The sequence below is a fragment of the Janthinobacterium sp. NFX145 genome (assembly GCF_049810325.1).
Lineage (GTDB): Bacteria > Pseudomonadota > Gammaproteobacteria > Burkholderiales > Burkholderiaceae_D > Janthinobacterium > Janthinobacterium rivuli.
Genome location: NZ_CP187360.1, coordinates 657,889 through 673,547 on the forward strand (window position 1 = coordinate 657,889; position 15,659 = coordinate 673,547).

The 15,659-nt window shown below is 63.7% G+C and carries 15 protein-coding genes; 10 read left to right on the plus strand and 5 right to left on the minus strand.

Annotated features, from left to right (window positions below):
* Positions 1 to 16: 16 nt before the first annotated feature.
* Positions 17 to 1,672 carry a mechanosensitive ion channel family protein gene (locus tag ACPJXG_RS02865; protein WP_425253348.1) on the plus strand — a complete coding sequence of 552 codons (1,656 nt, stop codon included), beginning with the start codon at positions 17 to 19 and terminating at the stop codon, positions 1,670 to 1,672.
* Positions 1,673 to 1,712: 40 nt separating this feature from the next.
* Here the strand turns inward: ACPJXG_RS02865 and ACPJXG_RS02870 are convergent, their stop codons facing one another.
* Genes ACPJXG_RS02870 through ACPJXG_RS02885 form a run of 4 tightly spaced genes read right to left on the minus strand, consistent with a single transcriptional unit; the run spans position 1,713 to position 4,220 of the window.
* Entirely contained in the window at positions 1,713 to 2,219 is a 507-nt protein-coding gene (locus ACPJXG_RS02870; RefSeq protein ID WP_425253349.1) for a hypothetical protein, read from the minus strand.
* A 13-nt stretch (positions 2,220 to 2,232) separates the two neighbouring features.
* A complete protein-coding gene (locus ACPJXG_RS02875; protein ID WP_425253350.1) occupies positions 2,233 to 2,769 on the minus strand; it encodes a hypothetical protein in 537 nt (178 codons plus the stop codon).
* Positions 2,744 to 3,214 carry a hypothetical protein gene (locus tag ACPJXG_RS02880; RefSeq protein ID WP_425253351.1) on the minus strand — a complete coding sequence of 157 codons (471 nt, stop codon included), beginning with the start codon at positions 3,212 to 3,214 and terminating at the stop codon, positions 2,744 to 2,746. Before ACPJXG_RS02880 ends, ACPJXG_RS02875 begins: the two co-directional genes overlap by 26 nt.
* Entirely contained in the window at positions 3,189 to 4,220 is a 1,032-nt protein-coding gene (locus ACPJXG_RS02885) for a hypothetical protein (protein WP_425253352.1), read from the minus strand. Before ACPJXG_RS02885 ends, ACPJXG_RS02880 begins: the two co-directional genes overlap by 26 nt.
* A gap of 195 nt (positions 4,221 to 4,415) precedes the next feature.
* On the opposite strand from ACPJXG_RS02885, the gene ACPJXG_RS02890 reads away from it, so the two are divergent.
* The 8 genes from ACPJXG_RS02890 to ACPJXG_RS02925 all read left to right on the plus strand — a co-directional run bounded on the left by ACPJXG_RS02890 (position 4,416) and on the right by ACPJXG_RS02925 (position 14,987).
* Complete coding sequence (locus ACPJXG_RS02890; RefSeq protein WP_425253353.1) at positions 4,416 to 6,089, plus strand: amidohydrolase; 1,674 nt, start codon at positions 4,416 to 4,418, stop codon at positions 6,087 to 6,089.
* Positions 6,090 to 6,195: 106 nt separating this feature from the next.
* Complete coding sequence (hutU, locus tag ACPJXG_RS02895) at positions 6,196 to 7,905, plus strand: urocanate hydratase (RefSeq protein ID WP_099401695.1); 1,710 nt, start codon at positions 6,196 to 6,198, stop codon at positions 7,903 to 7,905.
* 8 nt (positions 7,906 to 7,913) lie between these two features.
* Entirely contained in the window at positions 7,914 to 9,473 is a 1,560-nt protein-coding gene (gene hutH, locus ACPJXG_RS02900) for a histidine ammonia-lyase (protein ID WP_219308202.1), read from the plus strand.
* A 20-nt stretch (positions 9,474 to 9,493) separates the two neighbouring features.
* Positions 9,494 to 10,297 carry an N-formylglutamate deformylase gene (gene hutG, locus ACPJXG_RS02905; protein WP_425253354.1) on the plus strand — a complete coding sequence of 268 codons (804 nt, stop codon included), beginning with the start codon at positions 9,494 to 9,496 and terminating at the stop codon, positions 10,295 to 10,297.
* Positions 10,282 to 11,658 (plus strand): formimidoylglutamate deiminase, encoded by a 1,377-nt coding sequence (locus ACPJXG_RS02910; protein WP_425253355.1) that lies wholly within the window; start codon positions 10,282 to 10,284, stop codon positions 11,656 to 11,658. Before hutG ends, ACPJXG_RS02910 begins: the two co-directional genes overlap by 16 nt.
* Positions 11,658 to 12,233 carry a HutD family protein gene (locus ACPJXG_RS02915; RefSeq protein ID WP_425253356.1) on the plus strand — a complete coding sequence of 192 codons (576 nt, stop codon included), beginning with the start codon at positions 11,658 to 11,660 and terminating at the stop codon, positions 12,231 to 12,233. The genes ACPJXG_RS02910 and ACPJXG_RS02915 overlap by 1 nt, the downstream gene beginning before the upstream one ends.
* A 12-nt stretch (positions 12,234 to 12,245) precedes the next feature.
* A complete protein-coding gene (gene hutI, locus ACPJXG_RS02920; RefSeq protein WP_425253357.1) occupies positions 12,246 to 13,472 on the plus strand; it encodes an imidazolonepropionase in 1,227 nt (408 codons plus the stop codon).
* A gap of 69 nt (positions 13,473 to 13,541) precedes the next feature.
* Entirely contained in the window at positions 13,542 to 14,987 is a 1,446-nt protein-coding gene (locus ACPJXG_RS02925) for a glycine betaine ABC transporter substrate-binding protein (RefSeq protein WP_425254704.1), read from the plus strand.
* Between the two features lie 11 nt (positions 14,988 to 14,998).
* On the opposite strand, the gene ACPJXG_RS02930 is transcribed toward ACPJXG_RS02925, so the two are convergent.
* Positions 14,999 to 15,178 (minus strand): hypothetical protein, encoded by a 180-nt coding sequence (locus tag ACPJXG_RS02930; protein WP_034746290.1) that lies wholly within the window; start codon positions 15,176 to 15,178, stop codon positions 14,999 to 15,001.
* A gap of 14 nt (positions 15,179 to 15,192) precedes the next feature.
* On the opposite strand from ACPJXG_RS02930, the gene ACPJXG_RS02935 reads away from it, so the two are divergent.
* Positions 15,193 to 15,534 (plus strand): hypothetical protein, encoded by a 342-nt coding sequence (locus ACPJXG_RS02935; RefSeq protein WP_425253358.1) that lies wholly within the window; start codon positions 15,193 to 15,195, stop codon positions 15,532 to 15,534.
* The last annotated feature ends 125 nt before the right edge of the window (positions 15,535 to 15,659 follow it).

Genomic DNA, 15,659 nt, shown 5'->3' on the forward strand with positions numbered 1-15,659 from the left:
ACTTTTCATTGCTGCCATGTCCGCGTTGCTCCGCCTGTTATGCCTGTTGACCATGTTTTTGTTGCCCGCAGCCCATGCGGACGAGGGCGTGCCCGCGCTCGTTGCGGAGGCCGCATCCGTCGTGGCGCCATCGCAGCTTGCTGCGGCCAGGACTGCGCCGCTGATGTTTGCCAACCGCAAGGTCTTCGTCTTCCGCGCCGCGCTGGCCGGCTATCCGCCCGATGAGCGGGCCATCGGTGCGCAGCGTCGCCTGGACAGCGTGCTGGCGAAGAATGGTCCCTTGCAGACGGGCACGCGCATGATTCCCGAAGGCACGCAAGTGCTGCTCGATGGCGTGCAACTGTTCGTCGTCGTGCCCGGCGACGTCAACCAGCTGGCCGGCGACACGACTGAAAGCGTGGCGAAAACGGCGGCCGGCGAGCTGAGCAAGGCTGTACTCGACTACCGCGAACAGGGCAGCTGGCGCTACCTGGCGATTGCCGCCGCCGTGTGTGCCGCCGCCACGCTCGTGTTCTGGCTCGTGTGGATGGGCCTGACGCGTTTGCACCATTGGGCCAAGCGCCGCAGCGGTGTGTTGCTGGCTTCGCGCCTGCGCGACGTGCGCCTGAAAAACGTGCGCGTGCTCGACGCCGAACACTACATCGCCTTCGCGTATCAACTGCTGAGCGCCGTGCTGTGGGGCTTGCGTCTGATGGCCACTTATCTGTGGGCCGCCTTCGTGCTGGGCCGTTTGCCGTACACGCGCTCGTGGGGCGAAAGCCTGAGCGGCTATTTGTTCGATGTGGCGGCCGACGTCTTCCACGCCATCATCGGCGCCTTGCCGGGGCTGGTGCTGGTCTGCGTGATTTTCGCCATCGCGCGCCTGATCGCCGCCACGGCCGCCTCGCTGTTCAAACGCGTGGAAAGCGGCGAATTGCAAATCGGCTGGCTCGACAAGGACACGGCCCTGCCGACGCGCCGCATCGCCAGCGTGGTGATCTGGCTGTTCGCGCTGGCCATGGCGTATCCATATCTGCCCGGCTCGCACACGGCCGCCTTCCAGGGCCTGTCCGTGCTGGTGGGCCTGATGGTGTCGATCGGCGCGTCGAGCATCGTGGGCCAGGGCGCCAGCGGCCTGATCCTCATGTACACGCGCGCCCTGCGCAAGGGAGAATATGTGCGCGTGGGCGACAGCGAGGGCACGGTGGTCGACGTGGGCATGTTCGAGACGCGCCTGCGCACGGGCCTGGGCGAAGAGGTCGCCTTGCCGAACGCGTGGGTGATGTCGCAAACGACAAAGAACTATTCGCGCGCCCAGCCCGGCGGCGGCTTCGTGCTCGATTCCACCGTTACCATCGGCTACGCCACGCCGTGGCGGCAAGTGCACGCCATGCTGGAACTGGCCGCCTCGCGCACGCCGGAACTGTCGACCACGCCAAAACCGTACGTGATGCAACTGGCGCTGCAGGATTACTACGTGCAATACCGCCTCGTCGCCTACGCCAGCGCCGAAGTCCCTCGCCAGCGCGCCGAAGTACTGAACCGCTTGCACCAGAACATCATCGACGTCTTCAACGAATTCGACGTGCAGATCACGTCGCCGCACTACATCGATGATCCGAAAGAGTCGCAGGTGGTGCCGCCGGAGGAATGGTTCAGGGCGCCAGCGAAGCGGGGTGAGGAAGAAAAGTAAGCTCGGACTGTTTTTGGCAAACAAGGCCTGGTGTGCCGGATTAGGGGAGTGATCGATGGACTGGGCAGATTTCAGTGCGCCACTCCTGCATATCTTTGGTGATAGCAATGATTTTTTGCCGACCTGCCGCGTCGCTGGTCAGGCAAAATTTTCCTCTATAACCACGGGTCGAATCGGAGGGATCATCCGGACGGCCATTTAAAAAGACGCTGTACATCCTGTCTGTTTTCAGCATCGTCGCGGCAGTCGATTCGGCTCCTGCCGGTACTTGGCCATACAAATAGCAGGTTTTGGCATGCATGGGTAGGGTCGTCGCTCCAGGGAGAATGAAGGACCAGACCGCTACAGGCGGCTTTATGGAGATATCGTAAACCATGAGTGCGCCAAGCATTGGCGTTCCATTGCGGCGTTCTTCTTTTTTTGAGATGGTGAAGCATGGCATACCTTTGAATGAGCTAATTTCGGCTTCGGCCATGCGCGACCACGCCGCGGCATCCATGCTCGTCAAGGTCGTCAGCAGACAAAGAATAAGGTGACGATGATTCAAGGCGTGCCTTGCGCTATGGGACAGTTTTTTTGACTGGACACGTATCATCCATCCAGGCTTGCGTATCGTTGTTGATGACGACAAGGCGTGGCTTGGCAGAGACCTGCTGGACTAGGCAGAATTTCGCCACGTACCCATAGGTTGGATCGGCAGCATCCATAGACCTGCCATTCAAAAATACTTCGTACACCCTGCCGGTCTTCAGTTCAGGAGCCGGCGCAGCTTCCGCACTGGCTGGAATTCTTCCATAAAAAATGCAATTTGCTGATGACAACGTGATTTTCTTGCCACCTGTCATGAGAAACCCCCATATTTCCGTCGTTGGCTTGACCGTCATGTCTGACACGCTCAAGGCGCCGAGGAACGGCTGGCCGTTACGCCTCTCTTCCTTTTTTGAAATGCTAAAGCAGGGCACGCCATTGATCGAGGTGACTTCGGCATCGGCCATGCGTGAGCGCGCGTCGCTGTTCATGCTCGAGAACGCGAGCAGTATGAACAGCGTTTGATGGCGCAAGGGCATGTGGCTAAGGAGGCGTTGGGCAGACTTCATCGATCCATGCCTCCATGTCGCTGTTGATGGGAATGACTTGCTGACCGCCAGCAGCCGTAGCTCTCACGCAGAATTTTCCTTGATAGCCATATGTTGGATCGGATGGATCTTTGGGGCTGCCATTCAGAAACACATGATAAAAATGCCCGGGTATCAGTTTGTCAGCGCGTATACCCGTCGCGCCGGTAGGCACATTTCCATAGCGGATACATATGCTGGCGCGGATGGGTAGCGGCATGTCTGGAGGCATGGAGAATCCCCACACTTCTTTTACTGGTTGCACGGACATGTCTGAAACCATAAGTGCGCCAAGAAATGGCAGGCCATTGCGCGCCTCTTCCTTTTTTGTAATCGAGAAGCAGGGTATGCCCCGCTCCGACTGAATAACTGCTTCTGCCATACGGGAATATGCCCATGTCTCAGGGAATATCGAATATAGGCTCATGGTCAATATCGTTGCCAGGCAAGTTTTTCGGGCTCTTACGGTCGTTAAAAAAATCATTGAGTACCTTTTTAAACAGTTCTCCGGAGTTTTTATAGCGCTGTTGGCGCATGGCGCGAGTGGAAGTTAAAAACCTCAGCACAAAGTAGTCCGCCAATAAATCACCTTGCGCTTCCATGTCATGGCTGGATAATTTCTGATTGGGGAGCAAGGTATATTTGTAGTCCAGCCCCAAGCGAATGGCTCCCCGCAGTTTTACTTGATATCCGAGTTGGTACTGCCAAACATGAACCATTTCGTGCATAAACCAGTGTTTCAGACTATCTTTTTCTTTGGAAAAGTCCTCCATGTAGTCCGACTCATGAAAATAAATCTCCCCATCCGGCGTCATGGCCACATCCTTCGGCTGCAAGCCAAACCATAGATACGGCTCCCCATGCACCTTGACCTTGCTATAGTCGATCGCATCCTGGAACAGCATCCACGCCATGTCGATCTCTCCCCTGGTTAGCGGGCGAACCTTGTTCTTGACTTTGACCTGTTTGAAGGACGAACCGACGTCCTTGTCGGTCGTCTTGATGCCTTCCAGTTGGACGATCTTGACGGCTGGTGCAGCGTGTTTTGGCGCGGCGGCGCAGCATGGCGATTTATCCGCGTGCGGCAGGAATTCGGCCTGGGTGATTTGCGCTTCCTGCTTGCTGGCCACGCGCCCCGTGCGTCCCCTGGCATCCGTCGTCCCCGTCCACGTTTCGCCATTGCTCAAGGTGAGCCGGTAGTCGGCGTGCGCCAGCGGCACCTTGTTTTGCGAGACGAATTCCAGCTGCTCGTCATAGCCGCAGCACCAGCATTCGTCGGGCTGGCCGGCCAGGCGGTGCAGTTCGCAGCCGCTTGTCGCGTTGCGCAGGGTGGCGCCCAGCACGGGCTGGCCGTCGGCGCTGAAGGTGACGATCATGCTGTCGAAGTGCGCGCCCAGGCTTTTCTTCTGGTGGGCCACGAGCTTGAAGAACACGTCGCACGCGGTGGTGCTGATGACATGGTGCCTGGCCATGGGAGCTCCGCGACAAAACGCCAGCGTAGGACAGCGGCGGCGGGAAGGTATTGACTGGGCGCAAGGCATGCGCGCCTGTGTCTGTCTGATTGACCATTTTGCCAATTTCTATACACTCGTCTTTTCATTCATTCACGAAAAGACCTGGAGATGGAAATGCCGACCCTGCCCTTGCGCCGTACCCTGCTCACGCTCGCCTGCCTGGGCGCCCTTGGCCACGTGCATGCCGACACGGTGATCGACAACGCCAACGGCTACACGCTCAACGCAGCCGGCAAGGTGGTGCGCTTCACGGCGCTGGCCTTTGACGACGCTGGCAAACTGCTCGCCGTCGGCAGCGCCGCGCAAGTGAAACGCAAGGCGGCTAAGGGCGCGAGCCACGTCGACGTGCAGGGAAAAACCGTGCTGCCTGGCCTGATCGACGCGCATGGCCACGTGTTCGGCCTGGGGACGATTGCCAGCGGCGTGATGTTGTACGGTTCGTCCTCGCTGCCGGCCGCCGTGCAGGCCGTGGGTGACTTCGCCCGCGCGCATCCGGAACGCAGCTGGATCGTCGGCAATGGCTGGAACCAGGAAATCTGGAAGCTGGGACGCTTTCCCACGGCCCTGGAGCTCGATGCGGCGGAAAGCGCGCGGCCCGTGTGGCTGCGCCGGGTCGACGGCCACGCGGGCTGGGCCAACAGCCGCGCGCTGGCGCTGGCCGGCATCACGCGCGCCACGCCAGATCCGGCCGGCGGCAAGATCGAACGCGACGCGGACGGCAACGCCACCGGCGTGCTGGTCGATAACGCCATGGACTTGATGGACGCCGTGCTGCCCAAGCCGGGCGACGTGGAAAACCGCGCCGCCCTCGATGGCGCGCTGGCGCAGCTGTCGCAAGTGGGCCTGACTAGCGTGCACGATGCGGGCATCGGCCAGATGCAGGACCGGCTGTTCCGCGACTATGCGGACCACGGCAAGCTGACGGTGCGCGTGTACGGCATGATTGCCGACACGACGGACGACTTCGACGCGCTGTCGAAAAACGGCCCTTTAAATAGTTATGCGCGCGACCTGTACGCCTTGCGCGCCGTGAAACTGCTGTCCGACGGCGCCCTGGGCAGCCGCGGCGCGGCCTTGCTGGCGCCGTACAGCGACGATCCAACCACCAGCGGCCTGCTGTTCTTCAAAGATGACGCCATGCGCGCGAAGATGGAAAAAGCCATGCGCGCCGGCTACCAGGTGAACGTGCATGCCATCGGCGACGCGGGCAACCACCAGATCCTCGACGGCTATGCCGCCTTGACCGCGCAATACCGCAGCGTGGGCCTGCGCCACCGCATGGAGCATGCGCAGGTGGTGCAATTGAGCGACATCCCCCGTTTCAAGGCGCTGGGCATCGTGCCATCGATGCAGCCGACGCACGCCACGTCCGACCAGAACATGGCGGAGCAGCGCGTGGGCCACGAGCGCATCAAGGGCGCGTATGCGTGGCGCACCTTCCTTGCGCAAGGCTCGCGCATCGCCTGCGGATCGGACTTTCCCATCGAGTCGCCGAACCCGTTCGAAGGCATCCACGCGGCCGTCACGCGGCAAAACAGCGAAGGATTCCCGGCCGGCGGCTGGTATCCCCAGCAAGCCATGACGGTCACCGAAGCGCTGCGCTGCTTCACCCTGGACGCAGCCTGGGCAGCGCACCAGGAAAAGGTCATCGGCACACTGGAAGCGGGAAAATGGGCGGACTTCATCGTCGTCGACCAGGACCTGTTCACCGTCGCGCCGGCCGCCATCGGCAAGACGCAGGTGCTGCAGACGTGGGTGGCGGGCAAGCGCGTGTACGAGAAAAAATAGGCAGTTTTCGCTTGCAAAAATCTGTTGACTTGGTTGTATAGACAACCTATGCTGGGAGCACCAGAGCGGACCACGCATGTCCGCTCGCACCCTACGAGGAGACAGCATGAACAGCACAATGGACACCGATCCACGCTTTGATGCCAGCCGTACCATCCGCGCCCCGCGCGGCACGGTCATGGCTTGCAAGAGTTGGCAGGCCGAGGCGGCCTACCGCATGTTGCAAAACAATCTGGACCCGGAAGTGGCGGAAAATCCGCAGCACCTGGTCGTCTACGGCGGCATCGGCCGCGCGGCGCGCAACTGGGCCTGCTTCGACCAGATCCTCGCTTCCTTGCGCGAACTGGAAGACGACCAGACCTTGCTGATCCAGTCCGGCAAGCCGGTGGGCGTGTTCCAGACCCACGCGGATGCGCCGCGCGTATTGATCGCGAACTCCAACCTGGTGCCGAAATGGGCCAACTGGGAACACTTCAACGAACTCGATCGGCAAGGCCTGTTCATGTACGGCCAGATGACGGCCGGCAGCTGGATCTATATCGGCACGCAGGGCATCGTGCAGGGCACGTATGAAACCTTCGCCGAGGCGGGCCGCCAGCATTTTGGCGGCGACTGGGGCGGGCGCTGGATTCTGACGGCGGGCCTGGGCGGCATGGGCGGCGCGCAGCCGCTGGCCGCCACCATGGCGGGCGCCGTCTCGCTCAATATCGAATGCCAGCAAAGCAGCATCGATTTCCGACTGCGCACGCGCTATCTGGACAAGCAGGCGGCCAGCCTGGACGAAGCCCTGGAGCTGGTCAAGTACCACACCGAACGCAAGGAAGCGATCTCCATTGGCCTCTTGGGCAACGCGGCCGAAGTGCTGCCGGAACTGGTGCGCCGCGCGAAAGCGGGCGGCCTGCTGCCCGATCTGGTGACGGATCAGACCTCCGCGCATGACCTGGTCAACGGCTATTTGCCGCGCGGCTGGAGCGTGTCGGACTGGAAGGCGGCGCAGCAGGACCCGCAGCGCCATGCGCGCCTGACGGTGGCCGCCGCCGACTCCTGCGCCGCCCACGTGCAGGCCATGCTCGATTTCCACGCCATGGGCGTGCACACCGTCGATTACGGCAACAACATCCGCCAGGTGGCGTTCGACCAGGGCGTGCAGAACGCTTTCGACTTCCCCGGTTTCGTGCCCGCGTATATCCGCCCGCAGTTTTGCGAAGGACGGGGCCCGTTCCGCTGGGTGGCCCTGTCGGGCGATCCGGAAGACATCTATAAAACGGATGCGAAGATCAAGCAGCTGTTCCCGCACCACACGCAGGTGCACCACTGGCTGGACATGGCGCGCGAGCGCATCGCCTTCCAGGGCCTGCCGGCGCGCATCTGCTGGCTGGGACTGGGCGAGCGCCACATCGCCGGCCTGGCTTTCAACGAGATGGTGCGCACGGGCGAACTGAAGGCCCCCATCGTCATCGGCCGCGACCACCTCGATACGGGCTCCGTCGCCAGCCCGAACCGCGAAACGGAAAGCATGAAGGATGGCACGGATGCCGTTTCCGACTGGCCGCTGCTCAACGCCATGCTCAACACGGCCGGCGGCGCCACCTGGGTCTCGCTGCACCATGGCGGCGGCGTGGGAATGGGGTATTCTCAGCATGCGGGCATGGTCATCGTGGCCGACGGCAGTGAAGCGGCGGCGAAACGCCTGGCCAGGGTGCTGGTCAACGACAGCGGTTCGGGCGTGATGCGCCATGCCGATGCCGGCTACGAAACAGCGGCCGCCTGCGCCAAGCGCAACAATCTGAACCTGCCGATGCTTAATACGAAGTGAAAGCAAACATGACACAGCACTCCAAAAGTTGGACCCTGAAACCGGGCGCGATGACCCTGGGCGACCTGCGCGCCGTGTGGGCCGCGCCCGCGAAACTGATCCTCGCCGCCGAGGCCTATCCCGTCATCGAGGCGTCGGCCGCCGCCGTGCAAGCCATCGTCGCCAAGGGCGATGCGGCGTATGGCATCAACACGGGCTTCGGCTTGCTGGCCAAGACGCGCATCCCCGATGAAAAGCTGGAGCAATTGCAGCGCAACCTGATCCTGTCGCACTCCGTCGGCACGGGTGAACTGCTGTCGGACGCCGTCGTGCGCCTGATCATGCTGATGAAGATCGGCAGCCTGGCGCGCGGCTATTCCGGCGTGCGCCCGTTGATCGTCGACACCCTGATCGCCCTGTACAACGCGGGCATCATGCCGGCCATTCCCGCCAAGGGTTCCGTCGGCGCCTCGGGCGACCTGGCGCCGCTGTCGCACATGACCCTGGCCATGCTGGGCGTGGGCGACGTGCGCGTCAACGGTGAATTGATGGCGGCGCCCGAAGCGCTGGCGCAGGCGGGCATCGCGCCCGTGGTGCTGGCGGCGAAAGAGGGCCTGGCGCTGATCAACGGCACGCAAGTGTCGAACGCGCTGGCGCTGCATGGCCTGTTCATGGCCGAGCGCCTGCTGGAAGCGGCCATGGTCACGGGCGCACTGTCGCTCGACGCGGCCAAGGGCAGCGACTCGCCGTTCGACGCGCGCGTGCACGCCGTGCGCGGACAGCCGGGGCAAATCCTGGCTGCGCAGATGTACCGCCAGCTGGTGGCGCACAGCGCGATTCGCGCCTCGCACCTGGAAGGCGACGAGCGCGTGCAGGACCCGTACAGCCTGCGCTGCCAGCCGCAAGTCATGGGCGCCTGCCTGGACCTGATCGGTAACGTCGGCCGCACCTTGCTGATCGAAGCCAATGCCGTCACGGACAATCCGCTGATCTTCCAGGATGGTCCCAACGGGCAGGCGGAAATCGTCTCGGGCGGTAACTTCCACGCCGAGCCGGTGGCTTTTGCCGCCGACACGCTGGCGCTGGCGATTGCTGAAATCGGCGCGCTGGCCGAGCGCCGCATCGCGCTGCTGATCGACGCCACCTTGTCCGGCCTGCCGCCCTTTCTCGTGCGCGACCCGGGCGTCAATTCCGGCTTCATGATCGCCCACGTGACGGCGGCCGCGCTGGCGTCGGAAAACAAGTCGCTCGCGCATCCGGCCAGCGTCGACAGCCTGCCGACGTCCGCCAACCAGGAAGACCATGTGAGCATGGCCACGTTCGCCGGGCGCCGCCTGGACGACATGGCGCACAACACGGCCGTCATCGTCGGCATCGAGCTGCTGGCCGCCGCGCAGGGCATCGACTTCCACCGTCCGCTGAAAACCTCGCCGCACCTCGAGCATGTACACCAGCAGCTGCGCCAGAAAGTGCCGTTCTTCGACGCCGACCGCTTCTTCGCGCCGGACATCGAAGCGGCCAAGCAGATGGTGCTGCAGGGTGAGTTGAGCAGCACGTGCAAGAATTTGTTCGCCCCGCTGTACGCCTGAGCGGGCGCAAGGAGACAAGCATGGATTTCCGCTTCAACGAAGGCAGCATCCCGCTGCTCGTGTCGATGCCCCACGTGGGCACCGACATACCCGACGATATCGCCGCGCGCATGACGCCGCAGGCCCTGATCAAGGCCGACACGGACTGGCATTTGCGCGAGCTGTATGGCTTTTTGCAGGAGATGGACGCGTCCGTGCTGTCGGCGCGTTGGTCGCGCTACACCATCGACTTGAACCGCCCGCAGGAAGACACGAATCTGTATCCGGGCCAGGATACGACGGGCTTGCTGCCCAGCGATACCTTTCACCGCGAGCCGCTGTACCTGGCTGGCAAGGAGCCCGATGCGCAGGACGTGCAGCAGCGCCTGCGGCGCTACTGGGCGCCGTATCATGCGCAGCTGCGCGCGGAACTGGACCGGCTGCTGCGCGTGCATGGTGCCGTGGTGCTGTGGGATGCCCACTCCATTGCCTCGCATGTGCCGCGCTTCTTTGACGGCAAGCTGCCCGACCTGAATTTCGGCACGGCTGATGGTGCCAGCTGCGATGCGGGCCTGACGTCCGCCGTGGTCGATATCGCGCGCGCGCAGGATGCATTTACCGTGGCGCTGAATGGCCGCTTCAAAGGGGGGCACATCACACGCCATTACGGCCAGCCGGCCGGCCGCGTGCATGCGATCCAGCTGGAGATGTGCCAGTGCCTGTACATGAATGAACCTGGCATGGATGACGCGGCGCCATTCGGCTACCGGCCCGACCTGGCGGCACAGGTGCAGCCGCTGCTGCGCCAGATGATGGCAGCGGCCGTGGCATGGGTGGCGCGTTGAGCGGCTGTCTGTTCGCGCGCCATGCGCTGCTGCCGCAAGGCTGGCGCCGCGACGTGCTGCTGGAGTGGGATGCGGCAGGCGATCTGACGGCGGTGACCGACAATGCCGCGCCGCCGCCCGGCGTGGAGGTGGCCGAATATGTATTGCCCGGCATGGTCAACCTGCATTCGCATGCCTTCCAGCGGGCGCTGGGCGGCATGACGGAAGTCGCCGGTGACGGGCCGGATAGTTTCTGGACCTGGCGCGAGCTGATGTACCGTTTCGCGCGCCACATCACGCCGCAGCAGATGGAAACCATCGCCGCCCAGTTGTTTGTGGAATGCCTGCGCCATGGCTACACGGCCGTGTGCGAATTCCACTACCTGCAGCGCGATATGGCCGGCGCGCTGTATGCGCGCCCCGCCGAAACGGCGGAACGGGTGCTGGCCGCGGCGCGCCTCAGCGGCATCGGCGTGACCATGCTGCCCGTGCTGTACGGCCATGCGGGCTTTGGCGAGCAAGCCTTGAAAGAGGAACAGGCGCGCTTTCGCACCAATGCAGATGACGTGCTGCGCATCGTCGAGGCGCTGGCGCCGCAGCGCGGTGGGCAGGTGGAGGTGGGCTTTGCGCCCCACTCGCTGCGCGCGGCCGGCGTGGCGCAGATTCGCGAAGTGGCGCAAGCGCTGCCCGCGGAGCGTCCCATCCACATCCACATCGCCGAGCAGCAGGGTGAGGTGCGCCAGTGTCTGGACTACAGCGGCCGGCGCCCGGTGCAGTATCTGTACGATCAGATCGACGTCGATGCGCGCTGGTGCCTCGTGCATGCGACGCATGTGCAGCCCGATGAAGTGGCGCTGATGGCGGCCAGCGGCGCCGTGGCGGGCCTGTGTCCGACGACGGAAGCGAACCTGGGCGACGGCTTGTTTCCGCTGGCCGAATTCATCGCCGCCGGCGGGCGTTTTGGCGTCGGCAGCGACAGCCACGTGTCGCAGTCGCCGGTGGAAGAATTGCGCTGGCTCGAATATGGCCAGCGCCTGCAACGGCAGCAACGCAATGTGGCCGCCACGGCAGATGAACGCCACGTGGGAGATTACCTGTGGCAAACGGCCCTGCAGGGCGGCGCGCAGGCGTCCGGCCGCAAGCTCGGTGCGCTGGCGCCCGGCTGCCGCGCCGACTTGCTGGTGCTCGACGACGCGCATGTGAACCTGTGCGGCGTGGCCATCTCCGATGTGCTGGGCAGCGTACTTTTCTGCGGCAACGACAAGCTGGTGCGCGACGTGCTGTGCGGCGGCCAATGGCAGGTGCGCGATGGGCGCCACGTGGCGCAGGACGCCATCGCCGCCGCCTACAAGCGCACCCTGGCGCAACTGAGGGCGCTCTGATGGCGACCTTCATCCCGCAGGAATGCCTGCGCGCCGCGCCGTGGAAAAACGGCGGCGGCAGCACGACGGAAATCGCCATTGCTCCCCCCGGCGCCGGCTTCGATGATTTCGACTGGCGTATCAGCCTGGCGACGATCACGGCCAGCGGACCGTTTTCCAGCTTTCCCGGTATCGACCGCAGCCTGATGCTGGTCGATGGCGACAGCGTGCAACTGACGTTCGACGGCACGCGCAAGGTGGTCTTGAACGCTACGCAGCCGATGCTGTGGTTTCCCGGCGAGGCGGCCGTGGAGGCGCAGGTCAAGGGGACGACGACGGATTTCAATGTGATGACGCGGCGCGACCGCTGCCGCCACCAGCTGGAAAAAATCACGGCCCCGTGCAGGCTGGTACGGCGCAGCGCGGCGACCTTGCTGTTTGTCGCCGGCGAAGGCCACGTGCTGGCGCGCGGCGCGGAACAGCAGTTCGCGCTGGCCCGTTATGACGCGCTGCTGCTCGATGCCGACGATGCGTCGGAGTGGCGTCTCGACGCCTTGCAGCGTTCGGCCGTGTTGTGCGTTGACCTGTTCACCTAGGAGAGAAAAGCCATGCAAGACTGGGATATGGTCATCCATAACGTCCACCTGACCACCATGGAACACGGCTATGGCGAATTGCTCGACGCGGCCATCGCCGTCAAGGATGGCCGCATCGCGTGGTTCGGCCCCGGCGACGAGCTGCCGGCCAGCGGCGCGGTGCTGCACGATGGTCAGGGCTGCTGGCTCACGCCCGGCCTGATCGACTGCCACACGCACATCGTCCACGCGGGCAACCGCAGCGACGAATTCGAGGCGCGCCTGAATGGCGCCAGCTATGAAGACATCAGCCGCGCCGGTGGCGGCATCATGTCCACCGTGCGCGCCACGCGCGCGGCCAGCGATGAGGGGTTGCTGCGGCAAAGCCTGCCCCGCGTGCTGGCGCTGCTGGCCGAGGGCGTGACGACCCTGGAGATCAAGTCCGGTTATGGTCTCGACGCGGACAGCGAGGCGAAGATGCTGCGCGTGGCGCGCAGGATAGGGCAACAGCTGCCCGTATCTGTGCGCACCACCTTCCTCGGCGCGCACGCGCTGCCGCCCGAATATGCGGGCCAGGCCGATGCGTATATCGACCTGTTGTGCGCGCAGATGCTGCCGCAGCTGGCGGGCGATGGACTGGTCGACGCCGTCGATGCATTTTGCGAGCGCATCGGCTTTACGCCGGCGCAAACGCAGCGGGTGTTCGAGGCGGCGCGCGCCTTGAATCTGCCCGTGAAACTGCATGCGGAGCAGCTGTCGGACCTGGGCGGCGCGGCGCTGGTGGCCCGTTACGATGGCCTGTCAGCCGATCACCTGGAATTCCTGTCGGAAGAGGGTGTGGCCGCCATGGCGCAACATGGCACGGTGGCTGTGCTGCTGCCGGGCGCGTATTACTTTTTGCGCGAAACGCAGCCGCCGCCGGTGGCGGCGTTGCGCGCGGCCGGCGTGCCGATGGCCGTGTCCACCGATTGCAATCCGGGCACGTCGCCGATGACGTCCCTGCTGCTGGCGATGAACATGGCGTGCACCCTGTGGCGCCTGACGCCGCAGGAAGCGCTGGCCGGCTGCACGCTGCATGCGGCGCGCGCGCTGGGCTTGCAGCATGAAACGGGCAGCCTGGCGGTGGGCAAGCGTGCCGATTTCGCCCTGTGGCGCATCGCGCGCCCGGCCGACCTGGCGTATGCGCTGGGCCTGAACCCGTGCGCGGGCGTGGTGCATGGCGGTGTCTGGCGCGCGCCGGTGGTAAGCTTGCCGGATTGATCATCCGTCCTGGAGCGCCGCGTGCGTGTTGTTTACCTGTTGTTGTTGCTGGTCTTCGCCGCCGCACCCATGTCCTCCCTTGCCATGGATGGCGGCACCCTGAAGGTGGGTTCGAAGCGCTTTACGGAATCGTACATCCTCGGTGAAATCGTCAAGCAGAGCGCCGCGCCGCACGTCAAGGCGCAGCACCGCCAGGGCCTGGGCAACACGGCCATCGTGCTCGCTGCGCTGCAGGCGGGCAGCATCGACGTGTATGCCGAATACATGGGCACCATCGGCAGCGAAATCCTCAAGCACGACAAGGCCATCGACCTGGAACAGATGCGGCGCGAACTGGCGGCGCTGGGCCTGGGCGTGGCCGTGCCGCTGGGCTTTAACAATACCTATGCGCTGGCCATGCGCAGCGATGAAAAAACCATCGCCAGCCTGGCGCAGCTGGCGCAACACCCCGCCCTGACATTCGGCCTGTCGCATGAGTTCATCGGCCGGGTCGATGGCTGGCCGGGCCTGGCCGCCCGCTATGGCTTGCCGCAGCGCCCGCGCGGACTCGATCACGGCATCGCCTATGAGGCGCTGGCGCAGCGCCAGGTGGACGTGATCGACATCTATTCGACGGACGCGAAGATACGCCAGTACGGCTTGCGCGTGCTGGCCGACACGCAGCAGTATTTTCCCCGCTACGACGCCATGCTCTTGTACCGGCTCGACGTGCCGCAGCGTTTTCCCGCCGCCTGGCTGGCGCTGCAAGGCTTGCAGGGGCGTATCAGCGAGAGCGACATGATCGCCATGAATGCGGCCGTGGAAATCGATGGCAAGACTTTTTCCGACGTGGCGCGCCAGTGGCTGGCCTCCGGCACGCAGGCGAACAAACCGGGCGCCACGCGCAGCAAGCTGCTCGATAAAATCATCGGCGACGATTTGTGGACCCTGACGCGCCAGCATCTGACCTTGGTGCTGCTGTCGGTGGCATTGGCGTGCGTGATCGGCATTCCGCTGGGCGTGCTGGCGGCGTTTTCGGCGCCGCTGCGGCAAACGGTGCTGGCCTTCGTCGGCGTGCTGCAGACGGTGCCGTCGCTGGCCCTGCTGGCGATATTGATCCCCTTGCTGGGCATGATCGGCACGGTGCCGGCGCTGGTGGCCCTATTCGTGTATGCCTTGCTGCCCATCGTGCGCAACACGTGCACGGGCATCTTGCAGGTGCCGCAAGGCTTGCGCATGGCGGCGCTGGCGCTGGGCTTGAACAAGCGCGACCGCTTGCTGCACGTGGACTTGCCGCTGGCCTTGCCCGTCATGCTGGCGGGCGTGAAAACGGCAGCCGTGATGAGCGTGGGCACGGCCACCATTGCCGCCTTCATCGGCGCGGGCGGTTATGGCGAACGCATCACCATCGGCCTGGCGTTGAACGACAACGACATGCTGCTGGCCGGCGCGATCCCCGCAGCCGTGCTGGCCCTGCTGACGCAAGGTTTGTTTGAACTGGTGGAGCGCTGGGCCGTGGCCGGCCGGCAGCACTGACGGCATCACGGTTACAGCGAGTGCAGTTTGGAGCGCACCGAGACGACGGCTTGGTGCAGGATGCGTTCAGCCTGGAAGTCGTTCTCGCGCTGTTCGGCGATGGCTTGCAAGTCGCGCGTGTAGCGTTCCAGGCGGGAGCGCAGGTAGGCGCGGTAGATTTTCATGACGAGCGGTTTGGCAGAAACATTCATGATGTGGCTCCCAGGTGCGTAATGATGCGTTCATTTTGTGTGAGCGGAATGCCGCCACTTTGCGCCATATCAAATGCCATGACCCCGTCAAATTGGCGTGTTTGACATTGCACAATGCCCGCCAGGGCGAAGATGCCACACTGAATCTTCCCTGCTCGCCTGGTCATCATCAGCCGCTGCGGGCCCTGATTCCTTCAAGCATATTCAAGGAGCGTCGCATGGTCATTTTTGCCGTGGTTGCTGGCTGCATCGCCTGCCTGACAGTGTACCAAATCTATAAAAATGCGCAGGGTGGCGGTGGGGTTGCGCAACAACATATCGGCTTGCACGGCACATTGATTGAACCACGGAAATAATCAGTGTCATTCAAGCGACACTTGGTGAAACTTGGTTAGCAGATTTAAGTCAAATGTAAGGCCCGGTAAGCAAATGTAAAGGTCTGCGCCATCGCAAGCGACAGCGTTTATATTGATAACCGTTG

Excerpts from the sequence above, each read along its gene's own strand:
- hutH (WP_219308202.1), top strand. The coding sequence starts at position 7,914 with ATGACACAGCACTCCAAAAGTTGGACCCTGAAACCGGGCGCGATGACC.
- hutU (WP_099401695.1), top strand. The coding sequence starts at position 6,196 with ATGAACAGCACAATGGACACCGATCCACGCTTTGATGCCAGCCGTACC.
- ACPJXG_RS02915 (WP_425253356.1), top strand. The coding sequence starts at position 11,658 with ATGGCGACCTTCATCCCGCAGGAATGCCTGCGCGCCGCGCCGTGGAAA.
- ACPJXG_RS02910 (WP_425253355.1), top strand. The coding sequence starts at position 10,282 with ATGGGTGGCGCGTTGAGCGGCTGTCTGTTCGCGCGCCATGCGCTGCTG.
- ACPJXG_RS02890 (WP_425253353.1), top strand. The coding sequence starts at position 4,416 with ATGCCGACCCTGCCCTTGCGCCGTACCCTGCTCACGCTCGCCTGCCTG.
- hutI (WP_425253357.1), top strand. The coding sequence starts at position 12,246 with ATGCAAGACTGGGATATGGTCATCCATAACGTCCACCTGACCACCATG.
- ACPJXG_RS02875 (WP_425253350.1), bottom strand. The coding sequence starts at position 2,769 with ATGAAGTCTGCCCAACGCCTCCTTAGCCACATGCCCTTGCGCCATCAA.
- ACPJXG_RS02930 (WP_034746290.1), bottom strand. The coding sequence starts at position 15,178 with ATGAATGTTTCTGCCAAACCGCTCGTCATGAAAATCTACCGCGCCTAC.
- ACPJXG_RS02925 (WP_425254704.1), top strand. The coding sequence starts at position 13,542 with ATGTCCTCCCTTGCCATGGATGGCGGCACCCTGAAGGTGGGTTCGAAG.
- ACPJXG_RS02865 (WP_425253348.1), top strand. The coding sequence starts at position 17 with ATGTCCGCGTTGCTCCGCCTGTTATGCCTGTTGACCATGTTTTTGTTG.
- ACPJXG_RS02880 (WP_425253351.1), bottom strand. The coding sequence starts at position 3,214 with ATGAGCCTATATTCGATATTCCCTGAGACATGGGCATATTCCCGTATG.
- hutG (WP_425253354.1), top strand. The coding sequence starts at position 9,494 with ATGGATTTCCGCTTCAACGAAGGCAGCATCCCGCTGCTCGTGTCGATG.